Annotated in this window: 15 protein-coding genes and 1 tRNA gene; 9 read left to right on the forward strand and 7 right to left on the reverse strand. The window is 48.3% G+C overall.

The window, feature by feature from the left end:
- The 3 genes from JW881_20225 to JW881_20235 form a co-directional block, all read left to right on the forward strand.
- Positions 1–613, forward strand: a 613-nt coding sequence (locus JW881_20225; GenBank protein MBN1699849.1) for a PD-(D/E)XK nuclease family protein, incomplete at its 5' end; no start/stop codon positions are given.
- A 70-nt stretch (positions 614–683) separates the two neighbouring features.
- Positions 684–757: transfer RNA gene (locus JW881_20230), tRNA-Asp, on the forward strand.
- Positions 758–762: 5 nt separating this feature from the next.
- Entirely contained in the window at positions 763–1518 is a 756-nt protein-coding gene (locus JW881_20235) for a ribonuclease Z (protein ID MBN1699850.1), read from the forward strand.
- A gap of 7 nt (positions 1519–1525) precedes the next feature.
- Here JW881_20235 and JW881_20240 read toward each other — a convergent pair whose 3' ends face one another.
- Entirely contained in the window at positions 1526–2023 is a 498-nt protein-coding gene (locus JW881_20240) for a PTS sugar transporter subunit IIA (protein MBN1699851.1), read from the reverse strand.
- Positions 2024–2188: 165 nt separating this feature from the next.
- On the opposite strand from JW881_20240, the gene JW881_20245 reads away from it, so the two are divergent.
- Positions 2189–5164, forward strand: a complete 2976-nt coding sequence (locus JW881_20245) for a hypothetical protein (GenBank protein MBN1699852.1) — start codon at positions 2189–2191, stop codon at positions 5162–5164.
- Between the two features lie 12 nt (positions 5165–5176).
- A complete protein-coding gene (locus tag JW881_20250) occupies positions 5177–5968 on the forward strand; it encodes a phosphoribosylformylglycinamidine synthase subunit PurQ (protein MBN1699853.1) in 792 nt (263 codons plus the stop codon).
- Between the two features lie 40 nt (positions 5969–6008).
- Here JW881_20250 and JW881_20255 read toward each other — a convergent pair whose 3' ends face one another.
- Positions 6009–7073, reverse strand: coding sequence for a polysaccharide deacetylase family protein (locus tag JW881_20255; protein ID MBN1699854.1), 1065 nt, complete (start codon positions 7071–7073; stop codon positions 6009–6011).
- A 776-nt stretch (positions 7074–7849) separates the two neighbouring features.
- Between JW881_20255 and JW881_20260 the strand changes: the two genes are divergently transcribed.
- Positions 7850–8710 (forward strand): flagellin, encoded by an 861-nt coding sequence (locus tag JW881_20260; protein MBN1699855.1) that lies wholly within the window; start codon positions 7850–7852, stop codon positions 8708–8710.
- Between the two features lie 163 nt (positions 8711–8873).
- Here the strand turns inward: JW881_20260 and JW881_20265 are convergent, their stop codons facing one another.
- From JW881_20265 to JW881_20275, 3 genes are all read right to left on the reverse strand, one after another.
- Positions 8874–12779, reverse strand: coding sequence for a tetratricopeptide repeat protein (locus JW881_20265; protein ID MBN1699856.1), 3906 nt, complete (start codon positions 12777–12779; stop codon positions 8874–8876).
- A gap of 164 nt (positions 12780–12943) precedes the next feature.
- Positions 12944–14005 (reverse strand): hypothetical protein, encoded by a 1062-nt coding sequence (locus JW881_20270; GenBank protein MBN1699857.1) that lies wholly within the window; start codon positions 14003–14005, stop codon positions 12944–12946.
- A gap of 77 nt (positions 14006–14082) precedes the next feature.
- On the reverse strand, positions 14083–16767 hold the full coding sequence (locus JW881_20275; protein MBN1699858.1) for a hypothetical protein: 2685 nt from the start codon (positions 16765–16767) through the stop codon (positions 14083–14085).
- 407 nt (positions 16768–17174) lie between these two features.
- Here JW881_20275 and JW881_20280 point away from each other — a divergent pair, with 407 nt between their 5' ends.
- Positions 17175–17696, forward strand: a complete 522-nt coding sequence (locus tag JW881_20280) for a transposase (GenBank protein ID MBN1699859.1) — start codon at positions 17175–17177, stop codon at positions 17694–17696.
- Between the two features lie 401 nt (positions 17697–18097).
- Positions 18098–18667 (forward strand): nucleotidyltransferase domain-containing protein, encoded by a 570-nt coding sequence (locus JW881_20285; GenBank protein MBN1699860.1) that lies wholly within the window; start codon positions 18098–18100, stop codon positions 18665–18667.
- Between the two features lie 109 nt (positions 18668–18776).
- On the opposite strand, the gene JW881_20290 is transcribed toward JW881_20285, so the two are convergent.
- Entirely contained in the window at positions 18777–20132 is a 1356-nt protein-coding gene (locus JW881_20290) for a hypothetical protein (protein ID MBN1699861.1), read from the reverse strand.
- A gap of 200 nt (positions 20133–20332) precedes the next feature.
- On the reverse strand, positions 20333–24151 hold the full coding sequence (locus JW881_20295; GenBank protein ID MBN1699862.1) for a tetratricopeptide repeat protein: 3819 nt from the start codon (positions 24149–24151) through the stop codon (positions 20333–20335).
- A gap of 1193 nt (positions 24152–25344) precedes the next feature.
- On the opposite strand from JW881_20295, the gene JW881_20300 reads away from it, so the two are divergent.
- Positions 25345–26316, forward strand: a 972-nt coding sequence (locus JW881_20300; GenBank protein ID MBN1699863.1) for a hypothetical protein, incomplete at its 3' end; no start/stop codon positions are given.

A 26316-nucleotide genomic window follows, 5' to 3' on the forward strand; every position in this document is an offset into this window, starting at 1 on the left:
CGGCATTGCCGAAATCGACGGCATTGCCGAAATCGACGGCATTGCCGAAATCGACGGCATTGCCGAAATCGACAATCAAAATTCAACCTCCGTCCCCCGTTTTCAGGGAGAGACGCATCTTCTGTGGGGGGAGGTTATACACCGTCTTCTTGAAACATCAATGCAACGATCGGTTGGGGATTGTTCTTCACTCGCCGAAGGGCTTCTTGCCGAATATGGCCTTGACATCGGATTAAGGGATGAGGCGTTGTCTATCGTCCGTTCTGTCGGAGCATCGGATATATGGATGAGGGCGCAAAAAAGCATACGGGTTTTTACCGAGTTTCCTTTCCAGACTCTCTATGAAAACACGAACCCCGCGGAGCTTCCCACGATTATCAGGGGCGTCATCGACCTGGTTTTCAAGGAACCGGACGGATGGATCATCATCGACTACAAGACAGACCGCGTAAATAATCGAAAGGAACTTCATGAACTTGCCGGATTTTACGGCAATCAGGTCCGGTTTTATGCGGATATCTGGCGGCATTCAACCGGGGAAAATGTAAAGGAACTCGGGCTTTACTTCACGACACCGAATGAATATATCACAATCCCCCACATCTTCTCTTGACAAATATCGGATAATCGGTATGCTGTTATGGAAAATCGGCATCGTCCGTCATGTGTCGATACCGTTTATAGGGGGCGTAGCGAAGATGGTTATCGCGCCGGCCTGTCAAGCCGGAGATCGCGGGTTCAATCCCCGTCGCTCCCGTTTTTATGGCTTTAGTCAAACTTCATTGCGCAGGTATCGGTGACGCCTTCAATACGGACGGGATGGCGAGTCCGGCGTTTATAATAGAAACCGGAGACGGATACCTTTTGATCGATGCCGGCCCTACCACCCTGTATCGGCTCCGTGCCATGGGATTACCCCTTGAAAAGATCACCCATATATGCATTACCCATTTTCATGGCGACCATACTGCCGGCCTTCCGTTCCTCATGCTCGGTTTTCAGAAAAAAACATCTCCCCGGCATGTCCCGCAGATTATCGGTCCTGCGGGAATACACGATTTCTGTAAAACGCTTTTCGAAGCATGTTATCCCGGATCGGGACTCGATGAAGGAATTACATATCTCGAGATTCCCCCCCGCCTCCGGTCCGGCATCGAAATCGGAAACAATGTAACGATCGATATTTTTCCGATGAACCATAATCCGGAATCGATCGGCTACCGATTTCACGTTCATCACAGCGTTATCAGTATAAGCGGTGACACGGGTTATCATGAAAACCTCCTCTCCCTCATCGACGGCGCCGATATCGCAGTCATCGAATGCAGTTCCGTGTATCCGGAAGCGGACGCACATACTTCGCTTCAGGAGATACGGGCACACATCGATAAAATGAACGCCCGTATGATAATTCCCGTTCATACGACCGGACAGGTGTTAAAAGAACTCCGGATGAAACCTGAGCATTCCATACACATTCCTTTTGATGGTGAAACGATTACGCTGAAACGGGAGTGATGGCTATCTAGACAGGCTGGAGGGTGAGACGATCGTTCTTTTTCGGTCGATGATCAAGGCACAAGCTTAACGCCTGATTGAGTACCTTTTCAATCTTCCTGGGAGATGACAAAGCAAGTAACTCATCCCTGAAGGATTTATTGCCCGCTATTTTTGCAATTGACGAGAGTGCATGGAGGTAATCATCCTGTTTGTCCGGGGGATTGACAATTAAAAAAAGGAAATGAACGGGATTATTGTCGCAGGAACCATACTCGATCCCGCGTCTTGAAATCCCCAATACCATCATCATGTGTTCGACCTCATCCGTACGGCCGTGCGCGATGGCGATACCGTGACCGATCCCCGTACTCTGTATTTTTTCACGCTCGATGACCACCTTTTCCAGTTTTTGTATATTCTTGACATGTGAAAAAACGGACGTCTTATTGATGAGTTCCCTGATGGCCTTGAATTTCGTGTTGGTATCAAGATTTTCAACCGTACCTGTTTTAAAGTAACTCATATGCTCCATATTGACGCCCATACTACATTGTCGGAATAAAAATGTAAAGTAAAAAAGTATCATTAATATGATCGGTATAAAAAAAAATAATTATATCGATTTCACCGTGTTTATTCACGGGCCAATATTGCAAAAAACGACAATGTACGGTACTATGAACGCATCATGAGAGTCGAAGTCTATTACCGGAAAAAATACGGCGACGGCAGGGCGGACCGGCTTCTCGCATCGATAAAAAGTAATGGATGTCTTCCGGTTCATTCTCTCAGGTTCGTCGATGTCTTTATTATCGATGCGGTCCCCGGTATGACGGACGACGTCGTGCACGAAATTTTTTCCGATCCCGTCGCCCAGGCCGCACTGATCGATACCTGCGCAGGGACAACGGATCTTCTTCCCGAATGGACATATATGACCGAAATCACCTTCAAAGCGGGTGTCACCGACCCTGTTGCCATAACGGCACGGGAAGCGATCAGGAATTTTACCGGCCGCAGTCTGCCGGAAAAAGCCGTCGTTCAAACGGCACAAAAATATCTCTTTCAGAGTGAGAAACTATCGAAAGGGGAAGCGGAAAAACTTATTCTTTCCCTGCATAATCCCCTTATCCAGTCGAGTTCCTTCCTGTCGCGTGAAGAATGGGAAGCGGGAAAACGATTCCCCGCACATTATCCCCATACTATTCAACCGAGTCCGGTTAACGTGGAAAACTTTGATATCCGCGAGATGAGCCCCGACCGGCTTCTCGATCTTTCACGGCAGCGGCTTCTTGCCCTCTCCTTATCCGAAATGGATGCAATCCGTACCTATCTGCTGGATGAAAAGGTCCAGGGTATACGAAAAGAGAAGGGGCTTCCGGAAGGGATAACTGATGTCGAACTTGAAATGATCGCCCAGACATGGTCCGAACACTGCAAACATAAAATCTTTAATGCTACAATCTATTACCGGGAGGGGGAAAAACGGGAAAAAATCGACTCCCTTTTTAAAACCTACATCAAAAAAACGACGGATCTGCTTTCAAAGAAAAAAAAATATCTCGTTTCGGTATTCCATGATAATTCCGGAGTTATCCGCTTCGACAATAAAACATTGCTTTGCTTCAAGGTCGAAACGCACAATTCCCCTTCCGCGCTCGACCCGTACGGCGGGGCCATAACCGGTATTGTCGGGGTCAACAGGGACATCATCGGGACGGGAATCGGCGCAAAACCGATATGGAATACCAACGTCCTTTGTTTCGGGTATCCTCAAACCCCGCAGGAACAGCTGCCGCCGGGCATCCTCCATCCACTTCAGATCATGTCGGGTGTCCATAAAGGGATAATTGACGGGGGAAACCAGTCCGGTATCCCCGTTGTCGCGGGCGGTTTTCTTTTTGATGAAAGCTACCTGGGCAAACCGCTTGTTTATTGCGGAACCGGTGGTGTTCTTCCCGCCTCGATAGGCGGCCGGAGGAGTTGGGAGAAAAAAATCCTGCCGGGCGACCTTGCCGTCATGACCGGCGGCAGAATCGGGAAGGACGGCATCCATGGCGCGACCTTTTCATCGCGGGCCCTTGACGACGCTTCTCCCACCTCCGCGGTCCAGATTGGGGACCCCATTACCCAGAAAAAAATGCTCGATTTTCTCCTTGAAGCACGCGACATGGGGCTTTACAGGGCGATTACCGATAACGGCGCCGGGGGGCTCTCTTCATCTCTCGGTGAAATGGCGGAACTCTCGGGCGGGGTCAAAATCAATCTCGACGATTGCCCGCTCAAGTACCAGGGTCTTGCTCCCTGGGAAATTCTCGTCTCGGAATCCCAGGAACGCATGAGCCTCGCCGTTCCGCCTGAAAACATACGTGAGTTTCTCTCCCTTTCAGAAGCGAGGGACGTCGAGGCAACGGTGGTCGGTGAGTTTACGGATTCCGGGTATGTGGAGGTCCTGTTCAATAAGGAATATGTCGGTCTTCTCGACCTCGATTTTCTCCATGACGGACTCCCTCCCATGTCCCTGAACGCCGAATGGACGGAGAACGGAAGGCCGGACCGGCAGATCGAGGCGGACCGGGACGTTTCCGCCGATCTTTACTCACTCCTTTCCGAGCCCAATATCGCATCGAAGGAACGTCTCGTGCGGCAGTACGATCATGAAGTGCAGGCGCATTCTGTCGTCAAACCCTTTACCGGCAATACGTCGAGCGGTCATTCCGACGGGGCCGTTCTCAAACCGCGGTATGATTCCCGGCGCGGGATAACGGTCACACACGGAATATGTCCGAGGTACGGCGATATCGATACCTATCATATGGCGATGTGTGCGGTCGACGAGGCATTCAGGGCCCATATCGCGCTTGGCGGTTCCCCGGAAACGGCCGCGGCACTCGATAATTTCTGCTGGCCGGACCCGGTCGAATCCGGGACAAATCCCGATGCCCTCTATAAATGCGCGCAGCTTCTGCGCTCATGCAGGGGCCTTCATGAGGCGTGTATGGCCTACGCCATCCCCCTCATTTCCGGCAAGGACTCGATGAAAAACGACGCACGGCTCGGCGGTAAAAAAATATCGGTAAGACCGACCCTCCTCATATCCCTTGTCGGTATTATCGAAGATATCCGGCATGCGCAGACAACCGATTTTAAACATCCGGGGGACGCGATTTTCATACTCGGTACTACAAACGGAGAGCTGGGAGGAACACGTTATGAACGGGTTGCGGGCGGACAATTCGGGCAATGCCCGCGGGTGGAACCGGAAGGGGCGATGAAACTTTACCGCTCGCTTTACCGCGCCAACAGTAAAGGCTGCATCGCATCATGTCACGATATTTCAGACGGCGGCCTTGCCGTGGCCGTATGTGAATCGTCGATCGGGGGCGGATTGGGGGCGGATATCTGCCTGGACGGGATTCCGGGAAACGATACGGCATCCATGGAGGACGCCCGCCTTCTCTTCTGTGAATCACCGTCACGTTTCATCGTCACGGTCCCAAAAGAAAAAGTGAAAGCCTTCCGTTCGATAATGAAGAAATGCCCGTACGCACTTATCGGCAAAGTAACGGGAGAACAATCGGTCGCTATCGGCAGGAAGGGAACGACCATCGCCTCGCTGCCGCTTGAGAAACTGGAAGCGGCATGGAAAAAACCGATTGCATAGGAGGAGGTTGAGGTGACGGCGGCAACATGTATCATTACCGGTTTCGGCATCAATGCCGATGACGAACTGAAAGAGGCGTTTGACCGTGCCGGTTCACTGTCGCGCAAGGTACATATCAACGACCTGATAAAAAACCCGCACATCCTGGACGGGTTTTCAATTCTCGCCTTTCCCGGCGGATTTTCTTTTGGCGATCATCTCGGTTCCGGGAAAGTATTCGCATCCCTCTTTAAAAAAAGGCTGAAAGAGAGACTCGACCGTTTTATCGCCTCCGGCAAACTCGTTATCGGTATCTGCAACGGATTTCAGGTACTCGTCAAAATGGGCTTTCTTCCCAATCTTTCAGGCACATGGAAGCAGGAGGTTTCTCTTATCCATAACGATTCCGGTGTCTTCGAGGACAGGTGGGTGAACCTTGCCTTTGCCGAAGATTCCCCGTGCATCTGGACCAGGGGGCTTGAGAAAATGGAAATGCCCGTCCGTCACGGTGAGGGAAAATTTATTATCGGAAATAAAGAAACAGAACGTATCATGCGTGAAGAAAAACTTATAGCGGCGACATATACCCTGAAAAATCCCGCAGAACAGGCCCATGATGACGATGTCCCCTACCCCGATAATCCAAACGGATCGGTTGACAATATCGCCGGCATCTGCGACCGGACGGGTCATGTCTTCGGGCTTATGCCTCATCCCGAAGCCTTTATATTTCCGGAGAACCATCCCCGTTGGAAGCGGGAAAAAACGAGGAACGGCGAAGGTTTGAAGCTTTTTCAGAACGGTGTCCGGTATATAAAGGGATAATCGCAGAACCGCCCGCCGTCATCCGGACGCAGCGGCATACTCACTCACAATCGCAACCTTCAAGCACCTCGGATAAAGGACAAATCTCATATCCTTTATCCAGTATCTCCGGGATGATAATCTGCAATACTTTGAAGGTATTGTAGGCGCCAAAATGAGCCAGAATGATATCTCCGTTTTTCAAATGCTGCATAACATAATCCACCTGCCGCTCGACGGTGATGCCTTTGATAAAATCATTGACCGCATTACTCCAGTGAATGATATAATAGCCGTTTTCGGCCACGACCTTGAGTGTCCTTTCGTCATATATGCCGAAAGGGGGCCTGAAAAAAGGGTATTTTTTATGGGTGATATTCGTAAAAACCATCTGTGATTTCCGAAGGTCTTCTTTCAATGCCGCATTTGAAAGCTTCGTGATGGGAGTATGGCTCCATGTGTGCGTGCACACTTCGAAACCGAGGTTATCCATCTTCCTGATCCAGTCCGGATTTTTATTGCCGACCCCTCTTCCGCCGATTATAAATACCGTGCATCGTATTCCGTAACGCTCGAATAGCTCGAGAAACTCATCGTCACGAATCCATCCGTCATCAATGGTGATGGCAACCCGTTTGAGGTTCCTGTTCCCATGATGGAAAACATTCCGGGGTACCGGAGAAAATATCTCTTCGGGATTCATGCCGTCCGGGGCATTTTTTACCATAAACTCAGGAATTAACTTCGAGATGCGGGCATCGAATTGATTGACGCCTTCATACAATTCAAAAGGCACAGACATTATCGTCATGTTGTTATAGCTGATCTCCGCGCGATACTCGCCGGGAAGGAGTCCCTTCAATTCGAAAAAGCCGTCGTCCGCTATAATGCCGTACCGCGGACCTATACGAACGCTGCCTCCAGCCGGAAACCGGTCGTCGTATGCGAGATGGACCATACCGAATACCTTGACTTCGATATTCTCGTTTCGCGGGATTCCGCCACCTTCATTCGATTCGTCGCTTCCCTTTCCGGGGATAAGACATAACAGGAAATACAATCCCAGGACAAAAAATCGCCTGTAAAAAGGTTTTCTCACAATATGGTAAACAAGGTGACGCTTCATGTTCCTTCCGGAAAAATGCCTTTCACATAATAAGTATATAACTGTTATCGGTATTTTCAAGCCGGATGAAAGAAAATTACACAGGTATATGATTGACCTGAGAAAACACCATTGAAGCTTCCCGGCGGTTCCGCCGACACCGACATTTTTTACTACCCGGAACGCATACGGCTGCGGTATTGCCGTATAACAGTAATGTATTCGATAATATATGCCTCAGTACGCAATTGATTATTTTTTTCATTTTTTTTTATTTTTTCTCTCAAGTTATAACTTCAGGTAATCGATAAATGTAATAAGCAAGAGGCTGCCCTGACGGGTAACGCCGAACGCTTACTGTTATACCTGTAAACGCATAACAATCTTTAAACGAGTATTCGTCCCTCACGTTACTCCCGGTATGCCATTGTCATACCGTCGGGGGGTGAGGTCCGTCTACCGTTGAAAGAAGAGAGGAGGTGACCAGGGGAGACAAAACCGGCAGGTATTATGCAGGTAAACAGCCGACAGCACAAGAGAAGGGCGAAAGGGTATGGAATTACAAGGTTGTTATTACAGGGAAACACGGTCTGTGATCATGAGCCGGTATTCTGTTTTCATATACCGGAAAGGGTAAAGGGCAGAGGGACGCCTATTCCCATTTTCGGTATCTGAAATTGAGAGTTGAGCGGATAATGCAAAAAAAAGGCCGGCATGATCGCATGAAACGAAAACAAACGCCTTCATGAGGACGAAGGAAGGCATAATTTTATTAAAAGGATTTCAAGGAGGAAGTTATGATAATACAGCATAATTTGAGTGCAATGTTTGCACAGAGACAACTCAAGATAAACGGATTGCACGTGACAAAGAACATGGAAAAACTGGCATCGGGCTACAGGATCACCCGGGCGGGTGACGATGCTTCCGGGCTTGCCGTATCGGAAAAACTCCGGTCCCAGATCAGGGGACTCAACCAGGCTTCGAAAAACGCCGAGAACGGGATATCGTTTATCCAGGTGACGGAAGGTTACCTTCAGGAAACACAGGATATCATTCAGCGCATAAGGGAGCTTTCCATCCAGGCGGCGAACGGGGTGTATTCGGATGAAGACAGGATGATGATCCAGGTCGAAGTTTCACAGCTTATCGACGAAGTCGACCGGGTGGCATCCCATGCCCAGTTCAACACCATGAATCTCCTCACCGGCCGGTTCGCGCGGCCATTGGGAGAAAATGTCGTCACCGGTTCAATGTGGTTCCATATCGGTCCAAACATGGATCAGCGCGAACAGGTATTTATCGGTACAATGACGGCTAAAGCCCTCGGCCTCAAGAATGTTTCAACGGAAGAGATACTGAGTATCTCGACGCCTGACGGGGCCAACAGAACGATCGGTATCGTCGACGACGCCCTCAGAAAGATCAACAAACAGCGGGCGGACCTCGGCGCTTACCAGAACAGGCTCGAGATGGCGGTAAAAGGAATCGACATCGGTGCGGAAAACATGCAGGCCGCCGAATCGACGATCCGTGACGCGGACATGGCCTATGAAATGATGAACTTCACCAAAAACCAGATTCTGGTGCAGTCGTCGACGGCAATGCTCGCGCAAGCGAACATGAAACCGCAGTCCGTGCTCCAGCTGCTTCAGTAAGTGATAAAAACGGATATTCAGAATGTCCGGAATATAAAGCCTTTCCCGCGGGAACCTGCGGGAAAGGTTTTTTTATCCTCAAGGCTCGACGGTAAAAGGAAGCGCGCGGCGAATCATTCCGCGAACAACCGGTTCATCGTATGTCACGGACGCTTCCCCTTTTCTATTGCGCGAGCAGACGGGGAAGCCGCGCGAGAAAGCCGAGACGTATGATGAAATTCCAGTATTCCCACCACCGTCCTGTCTCGTAATTCATGAGATTGACGAACACGGGGGTAAGATAAAAGACCCCGTCGCCTTTTGTGACCTCGATTGTCGTTTCAAGCTGTATTTTAAGCCGTTCGACGACGTCCTGTTCGGACACCTCGAACTGGCTGGTAAAGAACGCGCCGTAATTCAGACTGACGCCGAGGACGAAGTCCTCATCGAGTCCCGCGTAATGCGAGAAGGTAATTCCGCCCCCGGCGATAATCACATCGTGCGGCGAATAATAATCGATCATCGCCTGATCGTCTTTCGTACTGCCGATCGTGGAACTCTGGTAGGTGAAACTCCCGTAACATCCCAGTGTCGTATAGGGGTCCTCGATTTCAAACAGACGAACCGACAGTTCACCGAGGCCGAGGTAGATGAAATTATAGCCGTCTTCGAGATGGTCGTCGATAAGGTAGTCGATTTCCCCGTATCCCCTCGCCCCCATACCGTTTATAACAGGCGCATCGATAAACGAAAACGACGAGGACATATTACAGCTGCCCGAAATATCGATCACTTTTCTTTTATTGTAATTATACAGGATCGGCAGGTAGGAACCTCCGTCATCCGTTCCGACCAGCGTCGTATACCCGTATCCGTATGTTTCGGGATATATTCCCGCCCTCGACTGTATATCGAGGGAGAACTCGGGAGAGACCTCATACCTGAATTCCAGTTCTCCGTACGGCCACGCGTTGTTGAAACCGATAAAATCGAAAAGGGTGATATTGTCCCCGCCGTAGTCCGCGAAGGATTCCTCTTCCTGGTTCGCCAGTTCATTGTTGGTTTCAACCGCGCAGCCCCCCGCCAGGGTGAGGGAAACGCCGAGAGGGACATTGACGAGGGAAAGCCCCAAAAGCAGGTCGTGTACCTGATAGGAATAATGCTTCATATCCGGCGGACTTACCGGTTCTTCCTTGATATTGCCGTAGACGGCCCAGCGGAACACCCGGTAATAATCGAACGCATAACTCATTATCAGTCCTAAATTCTCGTTTATCTCCGTGGTATAATCGGCCTGCCCTTTCCAGATTATTCTGGACGTATCGACCTCATACGAGGCCCGCGTATGAATACTGTCGGCATGTTCCCGCGCGAGGGTGTTGTACCGCGCAGTCGCCTGCTCGTAGTTCGGGTCCGCCCAGTACACTTCCCTGTATTGCGCCATCGCCTTCGACCACTGTTTGTTCCACTGGTAGACCGTTCCGATTCTGTATTGTGCACTGATATCCCAGGGATCGATTGCAAGCACCTTCCGGTACTGCCGTATCGCGTTCGCGAGTTCCTTTTCTTCCAGATAAAAATCGCCGAGTTCGTTCCGCAGGAGGTACGTGCTTTCTTCATACCGGTAGATCGTACGGATTACGGTCCTCCTGTATACCGCTTTGAGCGTCCCGAGTCGTTTTTCGACCTCCCCCGCCCGTTTCGCGATATCGCCCGAGAGGGTTTCGAGATCGTCCTTGACCGCCTTACACAAGTCTGCCGAATAATCTTCAGCCGCGCCGATACCGCCCGCGGCGCCTCTTGCCAAATTTTGCATCAGGCCGAGAAGTTCGGCGGTATACGGGGCGTACTCCCGTATCCGCGATCCTGGAGACGCGATACGTTCCATCGCCGCTTCCACGTCCCCGTTCCAGAGGTTCACCTGCGCTTGCGCGAAGGCCCGTTCTGGGTAATCGCGCAGTTCGCCTATCACCTCATACCGTGCGGCCGCCTCACCTAACCGGTTCTCAATCTGATCGATCTTCGCGATCACATGACCCGCGAGGTAAAGCCCCCCCGCCTCGACCACACGAAGTTCGGCAATGGTTTCATCTCGCCGCCATTGCCACTCGAGCGGTTCAGTGATCTGTTCGAACACCTTTTCTTCTTCACGGTCCTTCTCTTCCAGAGGAAAGGCCGAAACCCCGCATTTTTCAAGTTCTTCCACCGCGGCCTTGTATTGAATCAAAAGACGGCGGGCATCTCCGACAAGCGATGAACAGGCCGCCTTTGACCGTGTAACCGCCAGGGAAGGATCTTCGGAGGGTTCCCTAAACGCTTCCCCTGAAGCGGACGCCTCCTCTTTTTTTTTCAAATACGCACCGTATTCCTTTTCCGCGTCCTCTAACGCATCCATAGCCGCAAACATCTGTTTTATCGTTTGTCTGAATATTTCTCCGGCGCCGGAAAAATAGGATTCGAGCACATACAAACGGTCGATGGTATAAAGAAGATCGAACGACTCGCGTTCTTCCGATTCGAGAAAACGGTAAAGGTGATTCACGAGTATGTTCAGATATTCGTCAATCGCCTTACGCCGGAACCCGTTCCAGAAATACGCCTGGGCAAGCGTTTCTCGCAATTCGAGGTTGTCCGGCTGCTCTGCCAGACGTGCCCGGTAGTCTTCCATCACCGCTTCTTTCATCATGATCGTTTCCGCCTGGAGTTCACAATACTCGTTAAGCTTTTCGGACGGGAGAAAGGTCGTTTCGATACGCCGCCGGACCTTTAGAGCGGCATCCATTTCCCCCATACGATCGTATGTTCGCCAAAGGAGGATATAGAGTTCGATATCCTCAGGCGAGATCCGAATGGCCTCCTCATACACCGCGGCCGCCCGGTCGGGGTAATTGTTGACAATATAGACCCCGGCAAGCTCCTTGATGCGGACAAGATCGCCCTCCGTCCCTTCAAACGCGCGATCGAACATTTTTTCCGCATCGCGGACCGAACCGGACCATAGATAGGTAAGGCCGAGATTGACGAAAAGATCGAGGTTGCCGGGGAACAACTCGAGTGCCCGCTTATACAATTCCTCCGATTCGGATAACCTTCCCGTCCAAGCCGCTATCTTGCCCGCTTCAAGCCATAGCGAAAGATGTGAAGGATCCTGATCGAGGACTTCCTGATAGAATCGAAGGCCGGTTTCGGTATCCCCTTTCCAGATATAGTTTTTGGCAATCAGAAGCCGGATATCAATGCTGTCCGGTTCGAGGACAAGTGCGCGCTTCAGGTATTTTATGGCGTTTAGATAATCGCTCAACAGTGAATAGATAAGGGAAATCTCGACGAGGGGCGCCGTATCATCGGGATTGTCCCTGATAATGACAAGATAGTCATCGATGGCACGAAAAGGCCTGTCGATGCTTCTGTCATCCATGTTTTCAGGAAAGACCTCGGGCAATGTCGCGGGAATCATTCGCCGCGTCCCTTCCTTTCTGACAAGGAAAAAGGAATCAAGGTAAAAATAATACCTGCCGTCATACCTCCTCTTCTCCTTTACCTCGAACCTGATTTTGTGCTTTCCCGCACTCAATGTGAGGTCCCTTACCATATTCCAGTAATAGACAGGGGTATAGTTTTCCACGACCGTCATGTGTTCCCGTGTTATTTGCCAGGGTTCTTCCATTTCGTCTATAAAAAGATCAAAGGGAGAAACATACGACGGAAAAATATCGTCCTCCGTCCCCGCCGGGGTGCCGCCGTACCAGAACTCGTAGGTCCCGGGCGCTTCGATAAAAAAAACAAAATCCGCATAAAAGGGGGCGTCTCCCTGAAGTCCCTTGACCCTGTTCAACTGGAGGGTCCTTTTCCCCGAACATCCGTAATTGAGGATCGGTTCCTTGTTGAAATTGGTCGAAACCGCATCCTCGCCTTCGACAAGGACAAGGTTGGTATCCGACTCCGGGAAGCGCGGTGTGAGTCCGGTACCGGTTGCTTCCCCTTTGCCGGTATTACTCCCGTCATTCCCGTAAACGGGGATACACGCCAAAAGCAAAACGAGGAACAGCAGCCGTAACAGTCTCTTTGTGTTGATTTTATATACAAACATACGGGCCTCTCCTTTTCAACAGGGATTCTTTAATAAATTATACTGAGGGAATTTTCGAATGCAAGCCGCATGAGGCTTTTTTTCAACCTTCTCGAGTACCTCATGGCGTAGTCATTTTGGCGACGGAAATTCATTTCGATGTTTCATTCCGGCGACACACGGGATCAATCAAATGCCTTCATTCGTTTCAATGTCTCGTTGAACTCGATACCGCTCATCGTACGTTCTGGAAGAAAATTTATGCCGTCGGGTAATTCCATTATTTCCCGTTCGACAAGCACCAGAACGGCGTTGAAGTAATAATCATGAACGTGGATGTCCGGCACCGGAGAAGGATATTCATTTCTCTCGTACTCGCGTTTATACATATCGAGAATATCCTTGTTGTTTTCAAGGTAGGAGAGTATCGCGAGGAGGAAATAGGCAATATCCTTTCGCTTGCACAGGTCATCCGGAGCAAGCCGCCTTTCATGGATATAGTCTCTTTCTTTCAGGCGTTGGAGGAGTACTTCGGTTTCGATATGCTTGTTGACGGTAATATTATCGAGGAAATCAGTCTGAAGCAGCGTGATGGTGACGACGTGGGCCGCGGTCAGTTTATCCACGGCGAACAGGTCCGATGCGATGAGCGTTTCAGGGGGGTTTTCGATAAACTGATATGCGAGGTCCCGCTTCTTTTCATAATACTGCTGGTAATTGTCGCTCAAGAGTTTGAAAGCATCGTCGAATGCCGCCGCCGCTTTTCTATAGTCGCCGGTTTCAAAATACCTGAGTGCGAGTTGAAGTTTGATATGACCGGTGCTGCTCGACTGCTCGATGCCCTGCTCGAGAATCTCGATCTGTTTTTTTAAATCCGGTTCAAGAAACGCCTTGAGAATGGGAAGCCGCTCTTCCCGTTTCGATTTGAGTTCGATCTTTTCCAGGGCCGCCTTTACCTCCCTTGTATTTCCTTTGTAATATTCGATCTCGCCGTCGAGGCCGTAAAGAGTGGCTTCGAACTCCTTGTTATACGAGGTGTTTTCAAACAAAAGGTCGAGTTTTTCTTCCGCACGCTCGAGATAATACGTGTTTCCGGTAACATTATACTCGAGAAGAAACAACTCTATCTCCGAAATTTTCCTGTAATCTTCCGAACCGACGGTTCCTTCAAAGATGTTTTCCGTCATCGATTGACAACCGGAAAGGGTAAGACCGATGAGTATCGGTATCAACCGGATTCTCTTCATTGCTCTTTCCTATCCTTACAACCGGGGAAAAACCGGAAATAGAACCGGTCTTCCCCATAATATTTGCCTACAATACGTTATTTATTAATTGTATAGGCGTATATATTATTGTCAAAACTTCCCACAATCATTTCGTACGTCCGGTCGTAATTAAGATCGGTGAAACTGGGACGTTTACTTCCCCGGACGGGAAAGCCCGGCAACGGTTCCAGGTTGCGTCCTAGACCGATGATGAAATTCTTCGATCCGTAAATAAAGATTTCCTCGATATCATCCCTGTCGACATCGAAGAGAAGAAGAGCATTTTTCTTATCGCCGCCCTCGAATATTTTTTTCTGCTTGAGAATTTCACCGCTCAAACTCACCATCGTCATATTGCCGTCCGCATCAAGAAGCAGCAACGCCTTTTCCCGTTCGAAAGGTATGGTCGAAAGAATCCCCTGCGCGACGAGGACGGGTCCCGTATAGAAGACGCCGTCAAGGTCGAGTGGAAATCCTTCGATGCGTCCGCCCTTTATGTCCCAGAGATTCAGAATGCCTGACTGGGTGAGAAAGGCAATCCTGACCTCCCCTTTTCTGTCGGTGAAAAGCAGGGGCGAACAAAACGAGATGCCGCCGCCCTTCCGCGGCCATCCTTCCAACGCCGTCCCATCCTTGTCCGTCAGGTAAACGGTCCCCGAAAAATTTTTCGGATAGAAACAGACCATCTGTTTGAAAAAGACCGGGGGCGAGAGAAGCGGGGCTTCGAATTGGAACCCCCAGCGCGTTTCTACTCCTTCAGGTGAAAGGAAATAAAGGGCGTTTTCCGTGTCCGAAAAGAAAACGAGGTTATCGTTATACTCGACGGGCTGAAAAGAAGCTTTATAATTGGTGATGACGGGAAAGGGCGGAATCGCCTCACCATTGCCGTCAAACTTGTAAAGGGTCCCCGATTGTGAAAAAACATAAACGGCGTTTTTTTCACCTTCCGGGACAAGGATATCGCTGTCGCGCTCGACCGGGGCCTTGAACGCCGTCTCCTCGATGAGATCCTGAATCACGAGATTATTGCCGTTGTCGATATAAATGAGTTCATCGAGTCTCGAGCCCCGCACATCCGCACAGCAGACATTCGAGGCGACGCCTTCGGGAACCGGCTTTGGATAGCCCGGAAAAAGCACGGCTTTCTCGCCGGCGATTCCCGCCGCGGATATCTGTATCCTGACTTCCCGCTCGTCGAAGTGGATCGCAAACACACCCTTTTCATAGAGTTTGAGCAGTGATGTGAGAACATTGTTCTGCATGAAAAAGTCCGGCATCGAAGTGCCGAGATCGTAGTACATGAAAATATTGGCGTTCTTCGGGATTTCATAGGTCACCTTTTTATAACCCTCGTTCCGGAGGAGGGTGTAACTCGAGCGGTAATCATTCGTTATATGGGAAAGGTTTTCCGCATTCATCGAGAAAAAGATATAATCCCTCATGATAATATAATACGGGGTTTCGACGCCTTTGACGAAAAGACCGATTATCCCTTTGATAAAATCCGGGAACTTTATTCTGCTGACGCGTACTTCATCGAGGACCAGAGAGGGGTCGTTTTCAAAAAAAAGTGTTTTCGATATACGGTCGAGCGCCGCGTCGATACTCGCCCGGTTCTTGAATCGGATAAAGAGAACCGGATCGGGAGAATACGACATTGTAAACGCGCCCATTTCCGTTCCCATCCAGTCGAACAGGATCTCATCGATCGTCGCCCCGAGCAGAAGCTTACTTGAATCATTGATCGTCTTCAGTGTTTTGCCCTGAGACCCTTCCTTGAAATCGAGAAGAATCCCGATAAGCTGCTTAAAGGATTTGACATTGGCCGATGTGTAGACGGTAGTTTTTTCCGGCAGGTACTGGATGACCTGAAGGCTTGAAGGATTATAGGAGAGAAAATCCCTGAGGTCCGGATTCTCCACCGAGATATCGGTGTATGCGCTTAAAAAGAGGTCCTCATTCGAAATCTTGAATGTAAATGCGCTGTAGCTGTTGAATGATATTTCGCTGAAAACCCGTGAAAGTTCCTCGCTGCCCGCCTTTACGATATCGAGGAGACTTCCCGTGTCGACATATATTTCCGCAAAACCACCGCCTTTGACCTTTTTCCTGAGTTCCATTATTTCTTTATTACTCGCAAGGTTTTTACCGGTCTTTTTGCTTTCATAAATCGCATCGATATGCTTTTCCTTTGTTGAAAGAAAAATAAGGTTGTTGCGGAGTGAAAAATAAAGGTGTTGATTCTCATCCACCGGATAATCGTAAATCGTCAATCTTCCCTTTTGAATCTGGTTGAGATTTACCCCTTCGAATTTGAAGAAAAAGTTGAGAATCGGAAACATTCTGGTTGCCAGCGAAAGCAATCCCGGATTAAAGACGATGACGGGCGAATAATCCGGTGCAATCATGATATCCGCCCGTACATCGAGAAGGAACCTGAAAAACTCATTCTTGGACATTTCATTTGATTTAAAATCGATAATCATTTTATAAATCGATTTCAAATCCCTTGAAGAGGAAAAAACAACATCCGCCGCCTTGAGATCGATCACATTATCATAAATATAACGGATCGAGTTCACCTTGACGTAAAAAAGGAAATTGTCCGGGATATAGGCGACCGGATCCTCTTTTGTAAGAAAATAGTAAAGAGTAAGCCCCCCCGCCAATACGACCACTATGATAATGATAACTAGAAGCACCTTGAAAAAACCGGAAAAGAATTTTTTAAAAAAACCCATATGTTCACCCCAATAGACATAAAACCGATATGTTGGTTATTATGGGCATTTTTTGCCCTTTTGACAAGACTCCCCTTTCCATTACAACCAGGAGAAATCCTGCTTCCATTATAAAAGATTACCTGAAAAAAAAATAGATAATTTTTCCCAAAATCCGATTTTTTTTGATTCCACATGGGGACGGAGGTCATCGGTAACGTGAAAAGGATTTGGGGACGGAGGCGACTTAGCTGACTCGGGTCAGGGGACGGAGGTCAACGAAATACGTATTTACAGTACTATAGGACGCAATGTTGCATGGAGGACGGAAATTAAAAATTTTTTCAAAGAAATTGATAAAAACCAATGCGACAAGACAAATTCGGTAGTTATTACATTGTGAGAAATAGTTTTTAAAGGAGAGAAACATGAGAAAACCACGAAAACTAGTCGATGGGGCAAAATACCATGTTACCGCACGCGCGAACAGGCAGGAGTTTATTCTTCAATCGGCCCTCATCAAAAATCTTTTCCTGAATATCATTAAGCGGGCAAAGAAAAAGTATAAATTCAACCTTACCACATTCTGTATAATGGGAAATCATGTACACCTGATGATCCAACCCTTAAAGAATGAATGCCTGTCCAGAATCATGCAGTGGATATTGTCAACATTTGCATTAAACTATAATAACACATTCGATATTAAAGGGCACGTGTGGTATGACCGGTTTCATAGTACCGTTATCAATAGTTTAGGCCAATATTTGCATACATTCATCTATATCACAGAGAATCCGGTAAAGGCCGAACTGGTCCATGATCCGGGAAAGTATAAATATGGAGGAATCTGGCATTTAAAACGAGGGATTTACGATATACTGGAACCGCCGGAATTATTGCTACTCCTTCGTTTTCCCGAACTCTGCCTTACCGGGCTTTCAAATTAATAAGGCAGCTATTTCACTATTATCTGAGAATAACTCTATCTCTTTCGTTTGCAAAAAACACAAGTGTAAAATAACGATAATTATTATTTATAAAATAGAGGGTTATTCAGCGAATATACAGTCCTATATTTCCCAGCAGGTAATACATTTTTTTTATAAAATAAAGACTGATTTACTCAATCCGGTGTTTGTAAATAAATATCAAATAATATAGTCAAGCTGATGTAAATCGTTATCTTTGACCTCCGTCCCTTTACAATTGTTGACAAAAACGACGGAAACAGCCAATTATACATACAACGCACATGAAAACAAAAAAACTTCACTTTCCTTCCGAACGCCATCGATTATTTACTAAACATCTCATACAGGAATGTTTACGCTATGGCTACGGATGCGCCGTGAAAGGATCGATGGCAAACGGAACGGCAAAAAGATTCTCGGATATCGATGTCATGTTGTTTTTTACGGAAGAAAAAATGATATTGGATACCATCATTGAATTTGACAAACCTTTAATGGTCAACGCAACCGAGTGTCCGAAAGGAATATTGATGGTCTCGTACCCGGGGGGACTTTGTGTCGAACTGGATTGCAGGGACCATGTAAAACAAGAAGAAATCGACAATGCAATCATTCTGATCGACACCCATATCGATGTCCGTGAAGACGAGGTAATAAGGAAGGAATCCGTCCTGTTTTATATCACGCAAAATATTATTCATCAATATCTGCGGTTGCTATACAAAGCGCTTTTAAAATATTTATGCGACAAACCTGATCATGCACAGGATTTATTACGTGAACTGAACGGATGTGCTTCCGAATTACAATTCAATCCGATCGAATTCGATGGAAAATTCAACGAACATGCCCTGCGCCTCTACCGCAATATCAGGTCAAAATACCACATTGAAAGCGAACTGGATGAAGAATTATGTTGGCTTATTGCAGCATGCGAAAGTCTATGAGGTCCGGTGAATCTGTTTTCCCGCAATGACGGGGACGGAGGTTGGTTTTTTTCATGGACATTTTACTACAAAAAAAATTACCTCTCTTTATACAAATAGATAGATACGTTTATTGAACATCAAGGTTTATCGTAAATTGATCGTCAGAATTAATACTCGAACCTGATGTAAAAATATTAGTGACGCTATCCTCGGGATTATAAGCAACATCATCATTGACATCGACAAACATTCGAATTTCAAAACTACCGTATGATGCGTTATACGTATAATTTCTGAAATATGTATAATACACCGTACCTCCCGCATCCAGTCCTCCGTCGGCAACCGTATCGTCGTCGATATAAAGATGGAATGGAAATTGTACTGCACGCCATCCAACGCCGCAGGCGACAGCGAGATTTTTCTCAGGGTAATCGACCTGGTTGTTGGTAAACGTTATTCGAACCCTGTGTATTGTGGGACTCAACGCCTGGTTGGTTCCATATACTCCCGGCGTATCGAGCCGTACGGGCATAATACAATACCGTTTGTACTCTTTTCGATAATTGTCTATTTCACTCGAAACATGATTCATGGCAATACTGATCGTGTGCGTATCGACCGCATAAACCTCGTATGCCCCGCTGCTTTGAACGGGCTGGTATACTTTCCTCCAGTATGTCTGGTCTTCTATGCAAAGAACAGGCGGCGTACCGGAAGCGAAATCATAGATGCCGTTCGCCTGTGTTCCCGCGCTTCTTGTTATGGTCCCCGATACCTTGATGAGGGTGATATCGATATCGGGATTTCCCGCGCTGTGGCCGTTGGTAATCAGGTAGGCGATCTTGTCGTCGAGTTCGCTCATCACCCTGTCATTGTCCGTATCGTAAAAGGCATACAGATCGTAAAAACTTCCGTCCTTGATCGATCCGAGATAGAAGTCGACGCTTCCGTCCGATTCGACGGGAATGATCCGCTGCTTTCCCTCAAGGGAATTGACGGAACAGATATACCGCCTCGAGGCGGTCGGCCAGTCGCCGTTTATGTTCGTACAATCCACCGTCCCGCTCATCTGAAGGAGTTTCGCTTCCACGGTCACCTTTCCGGAGGAAGGGGTGTAGTCGCGGAGGTTGAGTTTTTTGACCACGGTGAAGCTCGAGGTCTCGGCGAAACTGTCTTCGTCGAACTCCCCGTTGCCGTTTTTGTCCACGAAGTAGCCGATAATGAGGTCCGATATGACGCTCACCCACTCGAAGGTATAGGTCTTGCTCGTGGAAGCCTTTGTCAGCTTCTTTATGCTTTCGGTCTCGCGGGAAAGGGTGAGGTACCCATTGCCGTCGCCCGCCCCGTCGATCGTGAGATCGACTTCGAGGGTCACCGCCCCGAGCGTGTCCCATAGCGAGAGTTTGCATGCACCCATCAATACCGTAAAGCCTGCCAGACCGAGCAAAAGAATGCTATATATAAAAAAATGTTTTCTCATCTTATTCCCTCCTCCAAGAATCTCGACATCACCCATCTATTAATTTCAGTAAAATTACTATTGTTCTTTTTTGACACAGATTTACACAGATGAACACTGATTATAAAAAAATATTTTAAATCCGTGTCTTAATTCTTTATTCCTGTTCCTCCTCAATATCAAATAAAATATCTCCCTGATAATATTTCGTTTCTTCTCCGTTACGGCGCCAGCAGGTTCGCGACGGCCATCGAATACCCGATCCGCAGCGCAAATCCCCAGTAATCGACGGGGTCGTCCCCCGTTTCCTTTTCCGGTGTAAGCCGGTAGGTGATGTTCGCGTCGGCCCCGACGGTGAACACGGCGCCTTCCTTTTTGTACTCGAACTTCCCTTCACCGGTGATTTTCAGCCGATCGATCTGGTCGGCCGTCCCCATATACTCGGTCATATATCCGCCCATGGCTTTTATGGAAAATCCCGATACCTCGGGCTGATTTTTTTCACCGAACAGGATGGAATAATCGAGGCCCCCCAATGCCTGAAAAACCCCCTCCGGCGTGTAGAACTCGATGGACTCGAGCCGGTCGCTAATGGTATGTTCCAGACCGATATTGCCCACGATGCTCAACGATGAATACGGGTTCTGCAGGCCGAACAGCGGAAGATAGAGATCAGCGCCGGGCTTGATGATCAGGTCGCCGGTGATGAGAAAATCGACCGGGGCGTACGCGCGGATGTAACTGCTATTGAGCGGAAAGCCGCCCAGAAAGGGAAATTTCATGAACAGGTTGACGACCCCCCATACTTCATAGGCATCCTCGATATGATAGGCGAGGGTATCCGGGTAGGGCCGGTAACCGACGGTCCCGTACAGTGAAAACACATCCTGGACCACGCTCGCCGTAAAGTCGATCCCGGCATACGGGGCCAGGGTCTGGTACATGAAGTAATCGATGATGCTGAGGTTTTCGCTGAAATTATCCGGATCGTTTTCCTGCGCGTAAAAGGCGTCATGGAGCAGGAAATAAGTCCCCCCGAAGGGATATAGTTTGAGACCGATGTTATAGAAATCGAACACCAGCCCGCCGTCCAGCGAATGTGTCTGGTACGTGTAGGGCTTTTTCCCCGCTTCGGGTATCTTGTAGTAGCGGGTGAAGTCCGTCGCGTACCCGAGTTTCATCCCCAGCATGCTGTTCCACTGTTTCTCGTATGTCACGCCCGCGTGCCAGATCATCCTCGAGGTATCGGCGAAGCCGTAGGTGGAGAGTTTGAAGGCGTCCGCGTATCTCCTGGCAAGACTGTTGTACAGGCTGGTCGCGTTTTCGTAGGTCGGATCGGTCTCGTACACCTTGCGGAGATACGTCATGGCTTCCGACCAGTTCTGGTTGTAGAGGTAGACGGTCGCGAGCCGGTAGATCGCCTCGAGATTATAGGGGTCGATAGCGAGGACCTGGCGGTACTGTTCGATCGCTTTCGGGAGGTCACGCTTGCTCATATAGAAATCTCCCAGCTCGTTGCGGAGCAGGTACGTGCTTTCCTGGTATGAATAGAATGTCCGTTCGAGTTTCCGTCTCATTATGTCATGAAGGTTAAGGAGCGCCCCTTCGAGTTTTTTGAGCTGCGCTTTCGCGTCGCCGGACAATACCTCGAGGTTGTTCGTCACCTGTTTTACCGCGGTTTCCGCGTCGCCGGGAAGGCTTCCCGCCGTATTCGCGTATTCGCGCCCGAGATCTTCAGAGAGATCGCGGAGTCCACTCAGATAGGGGGCATAGCCGGTGAGCCGGGCGCCGTACGTCCCGATCAACGCCCGCGCCTTTTTGGTGTCGTTCCGCCAGACGCAATTCTCCACGTACGCGTAGATTATTTGTATGGAATCGGATTCACCGAGGATTTTCACGAAGCGTTCATCCGCCTCACCCGGCCTGTTCTCATATTGGGCGATCCTCCCGATAAGGTAATCCGCGAGTACCAGGCCGTCCCCGGAAACTTCCTCCAGTTCGTCGATTGTCCGGTTCTCGTCCCACTTCCAGTCGATCGATTCGATGAGTTTGTCGAAGACCTCTGACTCCCTGTTCGATTTCTCTTCGAGCCCGCCGGCTGCGGTGATTTCCTTTTCGACGATATTGTACGCCCGCCCGTATTGTCTGATCAATTCGGCGGCATCCGCCAGCAGCGAGCCGAGTTTCCCGCCCGATGCTTCCGCAGCCCGATACGGATCGGGATCGGGAACCGAAACCTCTTTGCCCTTGGCCTCCGCTGCTTCCTTTGCCTTGACGAACTTGTCGAGGTCTGAAAGGGCCTTCCTGTATTCGGACGCCCCCGCATCGATCTCCTTCCGCTTTTTGTCGAACCGTTCTCCGACCTCACTGAAATACCCTTCAAGCAGGTAAAAGTAATCGAACTGCCGCAGCAGATCGGAAGAACTTTCGTCCAGGGAGGAAACATGTCTGAAGGCATGTGTGGTAAGAATTTTGAGGTATTCCGATATGGCCTCGTCACGGAGACCGTTCCAGAAATAGGTCTGCGCGAGCATTTCACGGAGTTCGAGATTGTCCGGCTGCGCCGCAAGACGCTGCCTGTAATTCTCTATCACTCGGTCTTTCAGCCCCATCTTTTCATGAAACAGATCGAGGTAGCGGGAAAGCTTCTCCGACGCCTTGAACCGCTTCCTTATTATTTCACTCACCTGGTCCGCCTGCTTTTTCTTTCCGTAATTGAAATAAATATCTTCGAGCAGGAGGTACAGTTCGAGATCCGCAGGGGCGACCTTGAGGCCGGCCTTGTAAATATCGATCGCCATATCCTGATAGCCGTTGACGACGAACACCTTTGCCAGCTTTTTGATCTGTTCGGGATTGTCTCCGGCAATCTCCTTGGCCTTGTTGAGCACCCTGTCCGCTTCGTCGAGTTTGCCGCTCCACAAATAGGTAAGCCCCAGATTGACGAGAAGATCGGGGTTGTCGATAAAAACGGACAGTCCCTTGTTGAATATATCGATCGAATCATTGTACTGGCCGCTCCAGGCGGACAGTTTTCCCGCCCACATCCAGATACCGAGCAGCTTCGGGTTCTTTTCGAGTAATTCCTCATAGATATCGAGTCCCTTTGACTGTTCCCCCTTCTTGATATATGTCTTTGCCATGAGCAGTTTGGCCTCGATATTTTCCGGGTCGATAATCAATGCACGTTTTATATACTTTATCGCTTTAAGATAATCGCCCGCGTAATAATAAACCAGAGCAAGGGTTTTCAGCGGTTCGATATCTTCCGGACGCTCGCGGATGAGGATAAGATAGTCGTCCATCGTTTTAAAATAGTCATCGATACTCCTGTTATTCATGTCGACGGGAAAAACGTCGGGCACCTTTTCCCCGACGATTCTTTTCCCCCCTTCCTTACGGACAAAAAAGAGGGCGTCGATATAAAAATAGTACTTTCCGTCGAATCCGCGTTTTTCCTTTATCTGAAGCCTCATCTGGTGCCGTCCCTTTGTCAACTCCTGATCACCAACGAGATTCCAGTAATAGACGGGGGTATAGGCTTCGACGACATGGACATTTTCCCTGTATTTTCTCACCGTATTTCCCGGATCGTCGATATAGTACTCAAAGGGCGATGCGTAAGAGGGGATGATTTCGTCTTTTGTCGGGGCGAGTTCCGCCTGGGGACCGGGCGGTGTTCCACCGTACCAGAGTTCGTACATCCCGGATTCCTCGACGTAAAAGACAAAATCGGCATAGAAAGCGGCGCCTCCGTGAAGGGATGTCGCCCTGTCGAGTTCAAGGGTTCTGCTTCCCGAACAGCTGTAATTGATGATCGATTCCTTGTTGAAATTGGTCGAAACCGAATCTTCTCCTTCGATAAAAATGAGAAACCTGTTTTCCTCAGGGAAAATCGGTTCGATCTTTACTTTGAGTTCCTCTTCTCCAAGAATATCCTCTTCCACGTCTTCATCCGTGTGAGTCTCATCGGCATCGATCCCCTGAGACCAGGAAATCGTACCACATAAACCAAGGAAGAAAACAACTAAAATAACCATGATTCTTCTTTGAAATAAATGTGTCTGCATAACATCTTTCCCATTCAGTAAGATTTTTAAACATCACCTCTTGTTTTATACATAACGACGCACCGATACATGGTAAAACATCGAGGCGGTATATCACTGATACAAGTATATAATTAAATCATCCAAATTACCAATACCAATCATACATTTCTCCATGATAACGATAAAATTTCGGGAACGGAACGGTTCAATATAACGGAACATTAAAATATGAATATGAAACATACAAAACGAACGGTTGAATAAAAACATGAAATATGGTATATTTCTGATGTTCGCCGAAAGAATAAGCGGTTTTGTTTGCTTACCGTGAAAAAGGGGGTAGCACAGCGGGGGGTTTTAATGGTTATAATACTATAGGTTAAGTATTTTAAAATTTATAAAAAATTTGAACCTAATTAATATAAGTTTGTTCGGCATCAGTTATATTCATTTTGCTTATAGCTTTTATTGGTTTTTTCCTTATTATGTGCATGGGTGAATTAACTGTAACATTTCTCATGAATAGTCCTAATCAAAAATCATATAAAGACCTGATTTAATGTATGTGTAGATATGTTACATTAACAATGCAATCTCCTTCTGCGAAGAGGAGAAAAACAATGACGGCTTCAACGTGGATGTGTCATGCATAAAAAGAAGAAAAAATAAAAGGCATTGCATAAAATGACCCATTCACTGGCATTATTATAGAGTTTATATAGTAAAACGAAGAGTAAAGAAAATGGGAAACGACAAATTTCAATGCAGCGTTCGGAATACATTGCAGAATGCGACCGGGTTCATCGGACTCATGTATGCCATTTATGTGGGTGCAATGTATTATAAAGGGATGAATATCCCACTTTTTTCTCATTTTTGTACCTCTAACAATACACTTTTTTCCCTTGCAGCCTCTTCATTACCCCGCAATGAAGGGCTGCATTTTATTTTTCAGTTTATTGATGCGGACAGGTAATTAACAGGCCTTTTGGGGGCCTTGGGAGATACATTGTGGTTATGTTATTAAATTATTGTAAACGATGATTTGTATGCATAACTATGATGGTTATGAAAGAGAAAGGAGGTGGTAAAAGCAAACACCCGTAACGGAATCAGTAAAACCAAATAAAGTCAAAAAAATGAAACGACTTTATTAGAAGAAAAAATTGGAGGTAAAAAACATGAAGAAAAAAATTGCTATTATTGGGGTAATCCTCCTTGTTATTGCGTCCTTTCCTGCAATAACACAGGGAGGCTGCACCTGCGCGTCAGGATGCTCCTCAATACAAAACGCAACGACCGATTTCAAAAAGGACGGATCAGGCCAGGCCTGTATCTTCCTTCCCTGTATCGGAAGTTATGTAAACTCCTGGAATATGGCTACGGTCAATATCAACGGGACTGATGTCACCAACAGATGGGTTGCTGCTTCGAGTCTCCCCGCGGCTATAGATGGGGGTTACTATGTTTATTTAAACGGGAGTTACGCATGGAGTCACTTCGAAGCGATGGGCGCCTGCAGCGGAACCGAACCGACACCGGTTCCGGCAACCAATCCGCCGACAGTGACCAATCCACCGACCGTAACCAATCCACCGACAACCGGCGGAAGCGTATCCATCGATCCTGCATCACAAACAGTGAATGCGGGCGCGAATTTTACGGTCAGGGTTATGGTAAACTCCGGCACCCAGAAAATCGCCGCGTACGGTATCGACATCAGCTATAATTCATCTGTTATAAGTGTCAACACATCCATCGGTACAAACGGTGTCGAAGCGGGAGCTCAAGGTTTTGTCTCCGCCGTTAATGCCCAGAGCGCAGGTTCACTGCGCACGAGCGGTTTCGATACGGCCGGAACAGGCCCGGGGTCGAGCCTCCACCTCATGACGGTCAATTTCACGGCGAACAACCAGGGAACCTCGAATATCGGCCTTACCGTTCAGGATCTCACGGACGAAAACACCAACAATATCAGCGTGACAACCCAGGGCGGAAGCGTCACCGTCGGAACTCCGACCCAGACGAATCCACCGACGGTTACCAATCCTCCGGCGACCAATCCTCCGACCGTTACCAATCCCCCGACAACCGGCGGAAGCGTATCGATCGATCCTGCTTCACAGACAGTGAACCAGGGTGCGAGTTTTACG

The sequence above is a fragment of the Spirochaetales bacterium genome (assembly GCA_016930085.1).
Lineage (GTDB): Bacteria > Spirochaetota > Spirochaetia > SZUA-6 > JAFGRV01 > JAFGHO01.